Consider the following 13778-nt stretch of genomic DNA (forward strand, 5'->3'; position numbering starts at 1 on the left):
GAGGATCTCCTTGAAAAATGGGTGGGATGCGGATTGTGCGTTCAGACCAGTCGGTATAGCAAGGGCCGCCCGTCGTGGAGGCGGCGGATGTTCTCGAATTCACGCGATCGCGCGGCAACGTTATTGGACGCCACGCCTCCCGCGATGTGCGGACTCAGGATCACATTGGCGTCTGGGTGCTCGCGGGCAAGCTCCAGTAGCGGGCTGTCCAGGGGGGCCGGTTCGTAGACATAGCCGTCGCATGCCAGTCCAGCCAAGCGGCCGGAAAGCACCGCCGCCGCCACGTCGGCCTCTTTGAGCACCGTCGAGGCGCCGGTGGACACGAGGAATGCCCCGGCCTTCATCCTCTCGATGAAGGCCGAGTCGATGGATTCGCCCGCGCCCGGGCCATGCGGCCGCAGCAGGCAGAGGAAATCGCTGCGTGCGCAGACCTCATCGAGCGCGGCGTAACTCACGGCAAGCGCGCGCTCGACGTCCTCGGGCAAGCGCTGACGCTTGTAGTACAGCACCTCGCAGCCAAAGCTCTGCAGGCGCCGTGCCACGTCGGCGCCGATTTCCCCCAACCCGACGATGCCCACCGTTGATTCGGCAAGGGTGCGCATGCCGGCGCGGCCTGTCCAATTATAGGCAAAGTAGTTCTCGTCGCATTTCTGGGGTTCGGCCCAGTCGCCCGGCTGCAGCATGACGTGGGCCGCCTCGCGATAGATTTTTGCGAGGGCCAGGATCTGCATCATCACGTGTTCGGCGACCAGCGTGCTCACCAGCAAGGGCGCATGGCATACCGCGACGCCGGCGGCGCGGGCGGCCTCGAGGTCGATGTCGTAAGTGAATTGACCCAGGCGCTGGATCAAGCGCAGATTTTTGCCCGCCTCGACGATCTCGCGATCGATCGAGCCGCTGCGCTCGGAAATCAGCACCTCGGCCTCAGCCACATGCGACAGGATGGCGGCCCGATCAGGCGCTTCCATCATATCGATCCGCAGGAAATCGGGAGCCGCCTGCAGGGCGATATTTTGGTGACGCGGGGCCCGGTTCGTCAGAAATAGCGCCTTCAAATTGTTCTCCTCGATTCGTGCGTACGGTCCCTAGAGGGAAGGCCAGACATAGGGCCCGAAGGCTTGCTCATAGGCATCCGCCATGGCCAGAAGCCGCAGGTCGGCACCAAAAGGGCCCACGAGCTGGCAGCCGATCGGCAGGCCGGAGGCAGCGGGGGCGCTGGGCAGATTGATGCCCGGCAGGCCCCCGGCATTGGCAAACGACGTGAATATCGCATGGCCGCGCGGGCCGGCCTCGATGCCGTCGATGACGGTGGGATGGCTTTCCGCCTTGGGCCAGGACACAGCGGCTATCGAAGGCGTCAGGATGAAGTCGTAGCGCTCGAACACCTGCGCGAGCTCCGCCCGCAGCTCGCGCGCATCGGCCAGCAATTGAACATACGCAGTCGCCGCCGCCGCCCTGCCCGTTTCCACCATCGGCAGCAGGGACGACGTCATCAGGCGGGTATCCAGGCCCAGGTGATCGACCAGCCACGCCAGCCCCACCGGACCGACCAGGGTCCAGATGGCGTTGAGCCGCTCGACATCGAACGGCACCTCGCCGACTTCCACGTGATGGCCGAGCTCCTCCAGCAGGTGGGCCGCCCCTGCCGCGCTGCGGCGGATATCCGGATCGACCGGGAAATCGCCGAAAGCTGGAACGAAAAGGATGCGGCAGCCCTTCCCCGCCGTCGGCGCCTCGCTGCGCTGCGCGTCGGTGAAGGCAAAGGACGAACGGTCGAGCGGGTTTCGCCGGGCGGTGGCCGCCAGCACTGCGCGCAGGTCTGCCGGCGATCGGGCGATCACCCCGAGGGATTCGAAATCGCTGAGGATCTGCGGCAGGCCATCGACCCGACTGATGAACCCGGGACTGGGCTTGAGCCCGTACAGGCCCGTATGGGCGCAGGGCCGGCGGATGGAGCCGCCGCCGTCGGTGGCCATCGCGGCCACGCCGATGCCGCTGGCAACGGCCGCTACCGCGCCACCACTCGAACCGCCCGGCGTCAATTCAGGATTCCAGGGGTTGCCGGTGGCGCCAAAGAGCAGGTTGTCGGTGTACCCCTGCAAGGTGAATTCGGGCACATTGGTCTTGCCGAGGATTCCCGCACCGGCCTCGCGCAAAAGAGCGATGGGCGACTCGTCGCGCGTGGGCACGTAATCGGCATAGGTGCGGCTGCCCCATGTGCAACGCAGGCCGCGCACGGGAATGTTGTCCTTGACGGTGAGAAAGATGCCGTCGAGGGCGCCCGCCGGCGTGCCCGCCCGCCAGCGCTGCGTGCTCTGGCGGGCGAGGTCGCGCGCCTCGGCGTCATTGTGCGTGATCACGGCATTGAGCGTCGGGTTCACCTGCGCCAAGCGCTCGAGCATGCTCTGGAGCACATCCTCCGGTGTGAACCGCGCGTCACGGTAGCCGCGCAGGGTATCGGCGACGCCCAGTTTCCACAATTCCATGTCAATCCACTTTCGGGTTGTCGATGTAGGCGATCACGTCGAACTCGACCAACAATTCGGGGATGCCGAAAGTGCCGGTGACCGTCGCCCGCGACGGCAGCGAATCCCCAAAGAAAAATTTCTTGTAGGCCTTGTTCATGCCTTCAAAGTAACGCATGTCGGATAAATAGATCATGACCCGGGCCACATCGTCGATGGTACCGCCGGCGGCTTCCAGCAGATAGGTCAGATTGGTGAGCGCCTGAGTGGTCTGCGCCTCGATGTCGCCCACGCCCACGACCTTGCCCTCGAGATCGAGGGCCACGGTCGCGGTGTAGAAATGATTGCCCGCCAAGGTCGCTTGGGAATGGGGGTTGGGCGACTTGAGAACCTTGGGCGAGTAAACGGTTTTCTTGCTCATACGGATTTCCTTTCGATGTTTTCCGGAGATGATGGGAGGTCCGCGTCCGCGGCGAGGTCGAGGATCAACTGGGCCAAAACGCGTGAGCCGCTGCCCGTGGGGCCTTGCGGCATCAAGGCGTTCGCCCGGTGATTCCAGCAGGTGTTGTAGATGTCGAGGTGCAGCCAGGGATGCGAGCCGATGAACTGCGACAGGAACGCCGCCGCCACCGGGGTGCTGCCGTTCTGGCCCGTGGTTGCATAATGCCGCGAATCGGCGACCGGGCTTTCGAGGAACTGCCGGTATTGCGGCCACAGCGGCATGCGCCAGATCATTTCGCCGGCCCGCTCGTCGGCCCGGGCCAGGCGCTCGAACCACGGGGTGTCGTTGGCGAAGACGGTCGTCCCGATGGGCCCGAACGTCCCGAGCGTGGCACCCGTGAGGGTGGCGAGGTCGATGACGACCCGGGGATTGAGGCCGGCGGCCACATGCAGGGCATCGGCGAGAATCAGGCGGCCTTCCGCATCCGTGTTGATGATCTCGACCGTGGCGCCGCTGGCCATGCGGATCACGTCGCTGGGCCGCATGGCGTGGGCATCGGGCATATTCTCGACCACCGCGAACAGCGCCGTCACCGGAAAGGCGGGCTTGAGCTCTGCGATCATGGACATGGCGCCGAATATGGCCGCCCCGCCCCCCATGTCGGCCTTCATGAAATCCATGTCCTGGGGGTTTTTGAGTGAAATGCCGCCACTGTCGAAGGTGACGGTCTTGCCCACGAGCACGATCGGCGAAACCTCGGCCGGCGCACCCGTGGGTCGCCAGTCCATGCGCACGAGATACGGCTCATAGCGGCTGCCGGAGGCGACCGCCAGCAGGCCGCCCATACCCGCGTCCTCGAGCTCGGCCCGGCCCATGACGAGGATATCGAAGTTCGCCTGCGCCGCCTTTTCCCGGCAGTACTCGACGAATCTCGGCGGCGTGAGGATATTTGCCGGCTCGGTCACCAGATCGCGGGCGGCCAGCGTCGCCACGCTGGTGAGCCAGCCGGCGTGCACCGCTTGCCCGACCCCGGCGCCGCCGCCCGACGCCACGAAATCGATCTGCAGCGGGGCGGGACGACCGTCGCGCGCCGCCCCGGCCGATTCATAGGAATGATTGGCCGCCAACACCCCTTCGGTCACCCATTGGGCGGTGGGACCGTCCGCCGGCAGCACGACAGTGCAGCGGGCCTGGCGACGGGTGCGCAGCAAAGCGATGCCCTCTGCGGCCCGCAGGCGCACATCCTGGGGCGAGCCGTCACCATCCAGCGGCACCGCGACCAGCGGCACGGATTGCCCGTCTCGCAGCGCCAGGGCGAGCGTCGCCGCCTTGCCGCAGAGCAGGCCGTCGCGCAACAGTCTCTCGACAGGCTCGTCCAGCCATGCGATGCCGGTGGCGGGGCCACGGCCGTCCGGGACGCACACGACGACCGGCTGGCCTTGGACTATCGCCCCCATCTGTCCGATCCGGGGCGGGACGGGCTGCTTCATGATCTAGCCTCCAGGCAATCGCGCGGCGCGGGAAAGTGTTGCCGCCAATGGGCCGCAATGTCGGCGCGGCGCGCCACCCAGACCCGTTCATGGCCCTGGATGTAATCGAGAAACCGGGCAAGGCCGCGGGCGCGGCCCGGGTGCCCGACCATGCGTGGGTGCAATCCGACGTTGAGCAGACGGGGCGCGGCCGCGCCCTCCTCGTAGAGCTGGTCAAAGGCGTCCCTCAGCAAGGCGAAAAATTCGTCGGCCGTCTGGATGCCGCGCGGCACGAGCTTGCAGTCGTTGGTCACGAGCGAATAGGGAATGATCAGTTGCATGCACTCGCCCACGGGCTGCCAGTAAGGCAGTTCATCATTGTAGGCATCGGAATCATAGGATATCCCTGCCTCCACCAGCAGCTCACGCGTATGGATGCTGGGCCCGTAGCGGCAGCACCACCCCTCGGGTCCACGGCCCACGGTGCGCCGCAAGCTCTCGATGGCCAGCCGGATGTGCTCGCGTTCCTGTTCGCGGTCGAGCAGCCAATGCTTTTCCCAGCGGTATCCGTGGCAACAGATGTCGGCGCCATTGCCCCGGATCCGGCTTGCCAGGGCGGGATGGCGCTCGAGCGCCAGGGCGCAGGCGAAGGCGGTGAACGGCAGGCCACGCTCCTCGAACAGGCGCAGGACACGCCATACCCCCACCCGGCTGCCGTATTCGTACATCGACTCGGCCGTCAGGTCGCGCCCGTCGATGCCCGTATCCATGCCCTCGCCCTCGGTGAGCGCCGTATCGGTGCGGGCGTCGCCATCGAGGGGGGAATATTCCGATCCTTCCTCGATGTTGAGGGCGAAATTCACCGCAATCCGGGCGTCGCCCGGCCACTGCGGGTGTGGAGGCGCCTCGCCATAGCCGATGAAGTCGCGCTCCGGTCCTTTGGGCATCTGCAAATCTGGCATGAGGTCGGGCTCCGTGGATTCGTTTACTTCGTGGGTGCGCCGGCCGCAAGCCAGCCGGCAAGCGCCGCACGCTCTTCGTCGCTCATGCCGGTCAGGTTACCAGGAGGCATGATTGGCGCGTCAATGGTCATCTGGCGGATCTTCTGCGCGTGCGCCGCCGCAGCCTGCAGGGAATCAAGCACCAAGCCATTGGGCGGCGCATTGAAGCCCGGCATGCTGGGCTTGGCCGCATGGCAGGCGGCGCAGCGGGCCTCGATGATCGAGGCGATCCGGCCGGTGTCGACGGCTGCCGCCTGCCCGTTGGCGGGCGGCGTCAGGCGGGGCGGCGCCAGCAGCACGATCGCCGCCACGCTGATGAGCGCGGCGATCACGAGCCAGCGCGCTTGCGCATGGCCGTGGTGCATCGTATTGAAGAAATGCCGAACCGCGACCCCTGCGGCGCTGATCAGCATGAACCCCAGCCACGCGTACGCGCTGCCGTAGGTCATGGGAAAGTGGCTGGCGATCATCGCAAAGACGATCGGCAGCGTCAGGTAGTTGCTGTGGTAATTGCGCCGCTTGGCGTCCGCGCCCACATCGAACCGATCGATGGTGCCGTCCTTGATGGCCCGCAGCATCTTTTTCTGGCCCGGCAAGATCACGAACCACACATTGCCCGCCATGAGGGTCGCCATGGCGATCCCGACGTGCAGGAAGGCGGCCTTGCCGCTGAAGATCTGCAGAAAAATCCAGAGCAGCAGCCCCATGAAGGCTGCGACGGCGACCGACAAGACGTGATCACTGGGTATTGTCCGGCACATGATGTCGTAGACCACCCAGGCAAGGACCATCGAGCCCGCCGAGACCAGTATCGCCACGGCGGGACTGAGGCCATCCGGGCCCGTTACCAGGTTGATGCCGGCGCCCCACCAGTACACCACCGCCAACAGCAGCGCCCCCGACACCCAGGTGCCGACAGATTCCCATTTAGACCATTTCAAATTCTCGGGTACGTAGCCCGGGCCCGTCGGATAGCGGCTGTAGTTGTAGATGGAGCCACCATGGATCGACCAGAGCTGTCCGCTCACGCGATCCACCGGGGGCTCCGGTGGGCGGAAGGAGCGATCGATGCGGTTGAAATAAAACGAGGAGCCCACCCAGGTGATGGCTGCGACCACATGCAGCCAACGCAGGCCCAGATGCAGCCAATCCGCGATATATGCTTCCATTCTGCCGTCCTTGATTGTTTGAGTTCATCCGGTTTCAGGTGCGCCCGGCGGGGCGCATGGCGTCGAAGCCGCCCGCGACCACCCGCCCCTCGTGCAGGACGGTGCGTACGAGCGAGCCGCCGGCCACCAGGTCCTCGACGTTCTCGCATCGCGTCAGCAGCAGGTTGGCCGCGGCGCCGCGCCGCAACCCGTACCGCTCGTCCAGCCCCATCAGGCGCGCCGGGGCGGCCGTGACCATGTCAAAGGCGCTGGCGGCCGCATCCTCGAGCAGATGGGCCGCGAGGATCGTCCAGCGGGCGATCTCCAGAGGATCCCCCGCCCCCACCGGGACGAAGGCATCCTGGATGTTGTCGGATGCCGTGGCCACCGTCACCCCGGCTGCCAGCAATTCCGTGACGCGCGTCAACCCGCGAGGCACGCGATGCCCGGAACCACGGCCCTGCAGGAACAGATTGGCGGCCGGCAGGGTGCAGACCCCGACGCCGGCCTCGGCGGCCGCCTCGATGGCGCGCCTGGCCTCGTCGTCGGGCCGCGCGGACAGTGCGCACACATGACTGGCGACCACCCGCCCGCCCAGCGCGCGCCGTCGGGTGCCTTCCACTAAATAATCGAACCAGCGGGCCTCGGGATCGAGTGTCTCGTCGACATGGAGGTCCACCATGCGGCCGTGCTTCTCGGCGGCATCGAGCAGCATATCGATATAGCGCCGAGGGTCGGGCGCGAGGTTGGGCACGCCTCCGATGCAATCCGCCCCGGCGGCCAGCGCCTCCTCGAGGCAGGCGCGCGCCTTGTCCGGATCGCCCCGCGCCGCCGAGGACGTGATAAAGGCAACCACCTGAACGTCCACGCGATCGCGGTTCGCGTCGCGCAGCCGCGTCAGGGCGTCCACCCCGCGAAGCTGCATCTCATAATCCACGTTGGTATGCGCGCGGATGGCGCTCGCACCCATGGCGACGCACCGATCCAGCGTCACCTGGGCGCGGCCGATGATATCGTCGGCTTCGAGATGCTCGGAATAGGCGCGAAACGCGCCGATGGCGCCCAGCAGTGTGCCGTCGGGGTTGGGCGCCTGCGCCAGCGTCGAGCTCTTGTCGAGGTGCTGGTGCATATCCACCAGACCAGGCACCGCCAAGCACCCCGCCAGGTCCACTGTTTCCACGCCCGGCGCGCTCAAGCCGGGCCCGACCTCGAGGATCATCCCCCGCGTCGAGACGAGGATGTCCGCGGGCCGTGTGGCGCGCGCCCCCGCCGGGATGCGCACATCGCGCAACAACAACCCTGCTTCATCCTTGCTCATGCCCTTTCCTTCCCTCAGGAGCGCCGGATCACCGTGAGCGCACCGCCGCATTTTCCGCCAGATAAGCCATCGCCGCGGCGACCCCGCCCGGCGCATGCGGCACCTTGGCCAGGCCCAATCCCATCTCGACACCGGACAGCGTCCCGCATAGCGTCAGGTCGTTGATGTCGCCCAGATGCCCGATCCGGAAGACTTTGTCTTTCACCTTGGTCAGGCCTTGCCCCAGGGACATGTTGAAATGGTCCAGCACGATCTTGCGGAACGCGTCGGCGCTGTGGCCCTCGGGCATCAGCACCGCCGTCAGCGATGAACTATAGCGCGCCGGATCCACGCACAGCACCTCAAGACCCCAGGTGCGCACCGCGCGGCGCGTCGCCTCGGCATGCCGGTCATGACGTGCGAATACCGTCTCCAGCCCCTCCTCCAGCAACATCGCGATCGCCTCATGCAGGCCATAGAGCAGATTCGTTGCCGGCGTATACGGGAAGTAGCCTGTCGCATTGCTGGCGATCATCGCATGCCAATCCCAATACGAGCAGTGCAGCGTGCCCTTCTGGCTGGCCGCCAGCGCCTTGGCGCTGACCGCGTTGAAGGACAAGCCTGGGGGCAACATCAGTCCTTTTTGCGAGCCCGCGACCGTGACATCCACCCCCCACTCGTCGTGCCGGTAGTCGATCGAACCCAGCGACGAGATCGTATCTACCATCAGCAGTGCCGGGTGGCCCGCCTGGTCGATAGACCGGCGCACCGCTCCGATGTCGCTGGTCACCCCCGTCGCGGTCTCGTTGTGCACGATGCAGACCGCCTTGATCTCACGACCCGTGTCCTTGCGCAGGCGCGCCTCGATCGCCTCGGGGTCGACGGCCCGGCGCCAGTCGCCAGCCATGAACTCCACTCGCAATCCCAGGCTCTCGGCCATTTTCTTCCATAACGTGGCGAAGTGCCCGGTCTCGGCCATCAGGACGAGATCGCCCTCTGACAAGGTGTTGACGAGCGCGGCCTCCCAGGCGCCGGTACCCGAGGCCGGGTAGATCACCACATGGCTCTCGGTCTTGAAGATCTTCTTCAGCCCGGCCAGGACCGCGAGGCCCAGTTCACCGAACTCGGGGCCGCGGTGATCGATCGTGGGGTAGTCCATGGCACGCAGCACCCGGTCGGGCACGTTGGTGGGCCCGGGGATCTGCAGGAAGTGGCGGCCGGAAGGGTGTGCGGAGAGACGTATCATGATGGCAGGTACCCAGGAAGAAGGTTCAGGTCTGCTCGACCCATGGACATATTTTTGAATTCAAAAACCAATGTGTTCGCCCGAAGGCTGGAAAAAATTGCACTACAGCTAGAGTATGTTGAAGATTGGATGATTATAATTTTGCATTCAAAATTCTTTTGGAACACCTAGTGTTTACCCTCGGGACCGGACGGGCAGCCCCCACCGGGGCTCAGTCTGCGGGCATTGCCTGGTACAGCAGTGGTTCCCCGCGTATCAGGCGCAGGATGTTGGCGTACTCGGCTCGCCGCTCGTCCCAGTCGATAGTGCCGGAACCCGCCGCCACGTGTGGCGTGAAGGCAACGTTGGCCCGCGGATCCTCGGCCAGGGCAAGCAGCGGATTGCCCTCCTCGACCGGCTCGTAGTTCCAGCCGTCAGTCGCCACGCCCGCAATGGCACTCGCCCGATAGGCCGCCGCGACGTCGCGCTCGTTCAGGGCGGTGCTGGCCCCGGTTGCGACCAGCATTGCGCCCGGCTTCATCTGGGCGATGAAGCGGCTGTCGACCATGCCTGCCGTATGGTCGGAATGCGGCAGCAGGATGACGACCACGTCCGACTGCCGCAGCACCTCGGCCAGGCTGCCGTGCTCGATGCCCAGCGACCGCTCCGTGCCGGCCGGCAGGCGGCTTCTCTTGTGGTACAGGACACGGGCTCCGAAGGGCTGCAGCCGCAGTGCCAGTTCAGCACCGATTTCACCGAAACCTACGATGCCCACGCATGCGCCAATCAGCGAATGGACCGATTCGGCGCCGGTCCAGTTGTATGCGAAAGTATTGGCGTCGCATTTCACGGCATCGGTGCCTGGCGACAAGCGCAGCAGCGATTCGAGCAACCGGTAGTTGCGTTGCAGTATCAGGGTCTGCATCATGGCGTGTTCAGCAACTTTCGCGCAACGCTGCACCGGCAGGTAGCAGACCGGGATGTCGCGCCGACGCGCCTCGGCCAGGTCGATGTCGTGCACCAGCCTGCCTATGCGCTGAACCAGCCGCAGCGACTTCCCAGCGGCCAGCATGTCGGCTCCGATGTCGAGCGCGCGGTCCGAGATCAGGAAGTCGGCGTCCGCGAGTTGGCGCAGGATCTCGCCATGGTCGCCCGGGCCGCACATCGCCACGGCAAGTTCGTCCGGCGCCGCCTGCAGGGCGATATCCTGATGCCGGGACGGCCGCGAGCTGACATAGAGCACCTTGGGTTTCTTCACTTCATTTCCTTCTGGCTGGCATGGCAGGCATGCCGTGGCTTGACGGGCCCCGCAAAGGGGCGTGGCATGGACGGGGCTCGATCAGGCGATCAGGCCAGATCGAGCCGCGCGGGATCGACCGCCTTCATCTCGTCCGCCAGCATGGCGGCTTGAAAGTCAGGCAGCTTCGTGCCCTTCGGCACGATGCCCTTGCCGACCACATAACGCCCATAGTTCTCGAACGCCTGCACCATGTCGTGGCGCAGCGCTACGTCGTAGCGGTGCGTCTTCCAGACGGCGGCGGCGATCTCGGGGTTGATGCCCATCAGGCCGGCCATATACGATGCACTGGCGGCCGGATCAGCCTCCATGGCCTGGTTGGCCTCGATGAGTGATTTGAGGATGGGTGCGACCATGTCCCGGTGTTTCTCGACGAAATCCGCCTTGGTCACCAGGAAGGCATTGGAGCGGAAATCAGGAAAGGAGAGCTCGACATACTCGTCGCCCAGTATGCGCCGCGCCTCGAAACGAAAGGGATCCCAGATGAAGAAGGCGTCCAGACTGCCGCCGCTGAGCGCGGGCACCATATCGGTGGGCTTGACGTTGATGACCTGTACGTCCTTTTGTGTCAGCCCCGCGCTGCTCAAGGCCATGTCCATGAAGTATTCAGCCGAGGTGCCCACGGCCACGCCGAGGCGATGGCCTGCCAGATCCTTCAGGGTCTTGATATTGCTGGATTTCTTCGTGGAGACATACCAGGTCGTGGATGACAGTCCGGTGACGATCCGCAGGGGCATGCCCGCAATCAGCGCCAGCGTGATGGGCGTCTCGGCGACGACTGCCATATGCACCTCGTCGGATTGCAGCATGGTATTGAGCGAAGACTGGCCGGTGCCGAAGCGCTGCGAGGTCGGCGAGACGTCGATGCCGTTCTGCTGCCACAGGCCGTCGCGCGTGGCGATGTAGGGCTGCGGCCAACTGATCGAGGGATTGTCGGCGAAGCGGACCGCGGCCGGGCCCTTCTGCGCGCGGACGGCACCCAAGCCCAGCAGCATTACGCCGGCGCCGCCGGCAAGCAGCTGACGCCGCGAAATTCGTGTATTCATGATATGTCTCCGTGCTGATGGCTGTGTTGACAGGAACGATGCGGTCCGGGGAAGCGGCGCTACCGCATGGGAAACGAATACGGCTGGCGCTCTGCCGCGCCCCGGCCCAGCGGATCCCAGCCCTCGACGGAATCCCAGATGTTCTCGGCATCCTCCTGGATGTCGCGCAGCAGCGCCGCCATGTCGAAGCCCGGGATGGCCCGGCCTTCCATGCAGACGCGGCCATCGACGACCACTGTCTCGACGTCGTCGCCGAAGCCGCACTCCACCAGGGCGCGGACAGGATCCCGCAGCGGGGCGAAGCGCAGGTGATGCCGGGACTGGAAATCGATGATGATGAAATCGGCCTTGGCCCCGGCGCAGAGGCGGCCGAGATCCTCCCGCCCCAGCGCGTCCGCGCCCGTAATCGTGGCGGCGGTATAGACTTCGCTGGCCGGCGCGGTGAACAGATCCGCGGATGCCATCTTGCCCATATAAGAGGCCGCCCGCATCAACGTCACCATATCGCGTGGATAGGTGTCCGAACCCAGCGCGATGGGAATTCCCAGGCTGCGGTACTTGCCCCAGTGGTCCAGCATCCGGCCGCGCCGCATCAGATTGATCGGGCAGTGCGAGACGCAGGCGCCGCTGGCCGCCAGGATGTCGAGGTCCCGCCCGCCGGGGTAATGCATCCGCCCTTCGGTGGCGCAATAGTTGCAGTGACCCAGCAGCACGCCGGGGCGCAGCATGCCGATGCGGTCCAGCAGCTCGATGGGCGTGCAGCCATGCCGCGCGATGGTCTCGTAGACTTCCCAAGGGTTGTAGGCGGCATGGGTCGCAAGTCCCAGCCCGCGCTCCCGCGCCGCGGCATTGGCACGGCCCAGCAGCTCGGGGCTGCAGGTGTCGAGTTCGCGCGGCACGAGGATGCCGCGTATTCGGTCGCCCGCGGCGCCCTGGTGCTGTTCGATGAAGGCCAGGGCGCTGTCCAGGTGTGATTGCCCATCGTCGGCGTACGGCGCGAACGAGCGCCGCCCTGCGGCATCGCAGCCCAGGGTGCCTGAATCGAAGCCCGGCCCCAGATACGCCCGCAGCCCCAGAGCCTTGACTTCGTCCACCAGCGCCTGTTGCATGCCAGCGGCAGCGCCGAATTCCACGAAGGTGGTGACCCCGTTGCGCAGCAGCTCGACCACGGTGTAGCGCGCCTGCAGGGCGATTTCACGCCCCAGCGCCCGCCGTGGATCACCCTTGCTCTTCTTGCCGATCGAGGGCATCAGTTCATAGAAAGGCTGCCCAAGAAATTCGGGCCGCCCGCAGTCCGACATCAGACGATGGACGGCCCGGTGGCCGGCGTGGACGTGCGTGTCGATAAAACCCGGCGACACCAGCTTTCCGCGCGCGTCCAGCACGCGATCGGCCGGCCCACTGAAGGACTTTCCGGCGAAGAGGACCTGCGATCCCTCATAGACCAACTCGCCATCCCGGATGATGACGTGGGATCCGTTTTCGTAGGCTAGAAGCCATCCCGCCTTGACCAGTGTTTTCATCGAGTCAGCCCGCCATTTTCTGTACACCGAGCTTCTGGGCCTCCTGGTCGAAGGAGAGGCGGATCTCGTCGCGCAGCATCTCGTAGATACGCCGCCGCGTGTCGACGAATTCCGGACGGCTGACGATGTCGGGGGTCCGCGGACCCGCGATCGGATTGGTGATGATCTCTTTCACGCGGCCCGGATACGCCGTGATGACGCAGATCCGGTCGCCAAGCAGCAAGGCCTCGTCCAGGTCGTGGGTGACGAACAGGATCGTGGTGCCGTCCTTGCGCGACACCTGCAGTGTCAGCTCCTGCATCATGTAGCGGGTCTGGCTGTCGAGCGCGCCGAAGGGCTCGTCCATCAGCATCACCTTGGGCTGGTTCACCAGCACCCGCGCGATGCCCACGCGCTGCTGCATCCCGCCCGACAGCTGCTTCGGATACTTGCGCTCGAATCCGGCCAGGCCGACCAACTGCAGGTATTCGCGTGCTTTCTCCTGGCGTGTCTTCTTGTCGACGCCACGCACCTTCAGGCCATACTCGACGTTCTGCAATACGTTGAGCCAGGGGAACAGCACGTAGCGCTGGAAGACGACGCCGCGCTCCTGGCCCGCGCCGACGATGGGCTCGCCATCGAGCTGGACCGATCCCGACGAGGCGCGAAGGAATCCGGCAATCACGTTCAGTATCGTCGACTTGCCGCAGCCCGAGGGGCCCAACAAGCAGACGAACTCGCCAGGCTCGACCATCAGGTTGAAGGAATCAACTGCCTTGACGGGGCCGTGGGGCGAGGGATACTGGACCGTCAGGTTCCTGGCGTCGATGCGGCCCTGGCCATTTCCGGCTGGCTGGCCGGGCAAGGTTTTCGTCATCATCACGTC

The 13778-nt window shown here is 65.6% G+C and carries 12 protein-coding genes; all 12 read right to left on the reverse strand.

Annotated features, from left to right (window positions below):
• Positions 1-41: 41 nt before the first annotated feature.
• Positions 42-1055 (reverse strand): NAD(P)-dependent oxidoreductase, encoded by a 1014-nt coding sequence (locus tag ABS761_RS06655; RefSeq protein ID WP_350407366.1) that lies wholly within the window; start codon positions 1053-1055, stop codon positions 42-44.
• Positions 1056-1085: 30 nt separating this feature from the next.
• Positions 1086-2486, reverse strand: a complete 1401-nt coding sequence (locus ABS761_RS06660; protein ID WP_350407368.1) for an amidase — start codon at positions 2484-2486, stop codon at positions 1086-1088.
• Between the two features lies 1 nt (position 2487).
• Positions 2488-2886 (reverse strand): RidA family protein, encoded by a 399-nt coding sequence (locus tag ABS761_RS06665; protein ID WP_350407369.1) that lies wholly within the window; start codon positions 2884-2886, stop codon positions 2488-2490.
• Positions 2883-4397, reverse strand: coding sequence for a leucyl aminopeptidase family protein (locus ABS761_RS06670; protein ID WP_350407370.1), 1515 nt, complete (start codon positions 4395-4397; stop codon positions 2883-2885). Before ABS761_RS06670 ends, ABS761_RS06665 begins: the two co-directional genes overlap by 4 nt.
• Positions 4394-5323, reverse strand: a complete 930-nt coding sequence (locus ABS761_RS06675; protein WP_502881396.1) for a polysaccharide deacetylase family protein — start codon at positions 5321-5323, stop codon at positions 4394-4396. The genes ABS761_RS06670 and ABS761_RS06675 overlap by 4 nt, the downstream gene beginning before the upstream one ends.
• A 38-nt stretch (positions 5324-5361) precedes the next feature.
• Positions 5362-6546, reverse strand: coding sequence for a urate hydroxylase PuuD (locus ABS761_RS06680; protein ID WP_350407372.1), 1185 nt, complete (start codon positions 6544-6546; stop codon positions 5362-5364).
• Between the two features lie 34 nt (positions 6547-6580).
• Positions 6581-7843, reverse strand: a complete 1263-nt coding sequence (locus ABS761_RS06685; protein ID WP_350407374.1) for an amidohydrolase family protein — start codon at positions 7841-7843, stop codon at positions 6581-6583.
• A 28-nt stretch (positions 7844-7871) separates the two neighbouring features.
• Entirely contained in the window at positions 7872-9068 is a 1197-nt protein-coding gene (locus ABS761_RS06690; protein WP_350407375.1) for a pyridoxal-phosphate-dependent aminotransferase family protein, read from the reverse strand.
• Between the two features lie 211 nt (positions 9069-9279).
• On the reverse strand, positions 9280-10305 hold the full coding sequence (locus ABS761_RS06695; protein WP_350407376.1) for an NAD(P)-dependent oxidoreductase: 1026 nt from the start codon (positions 10303-10305) through the stop codon (positions 9280-9282).
• Positions 10306-10394: 89 nt separating this feature from the next.
• Positions 10395-11390: an ABC transporter substrate-binding protein gene (locus ABS761_RS06700; protein WP_350407378.1), complete on the reverse strand. Its 996-nt coding sequence runs from the start codon at positions 11388-11390 to the stop codon at positions 10395-10397.
• A gap of 59 nt (positions 11391-11449) precedes the next feature.
• The gene (locus tag ABS761_RS06705) at positions 11450-12913 is read right to left on the reverse strand and encodes a chlorohydrolase family protein (RefSeq protein WP_350407380.1); all 1464 of its coding nucleotides are present in this window, start codon (positions 12911-12913) and stop codon (positions 11450-11452) included.
• 4 nt (positions 12914-12917) lie between these two features.
• A complete protein-coding gene (locus ABS761_RS06710) occupies positions 12918-13769 on the reverse strand; it encodes an ABC transporter ATP-binding protein (RefSeq protein WP_502881397.1) in 852 nt (283 codons plus the stop codon).
• Positions 13770-13778 lie beyond the last annotated feature (9 nt).

The sequence above is a fragment of the Castellaniella sp. GW247-6E4 genome, assembly GCF_040276065.1.
GTDB lineage: Bacteria > Pseudomonadota > Gammaproteobacteria > Burkholderiales > Burkholderiaceae_B > Castellaniella.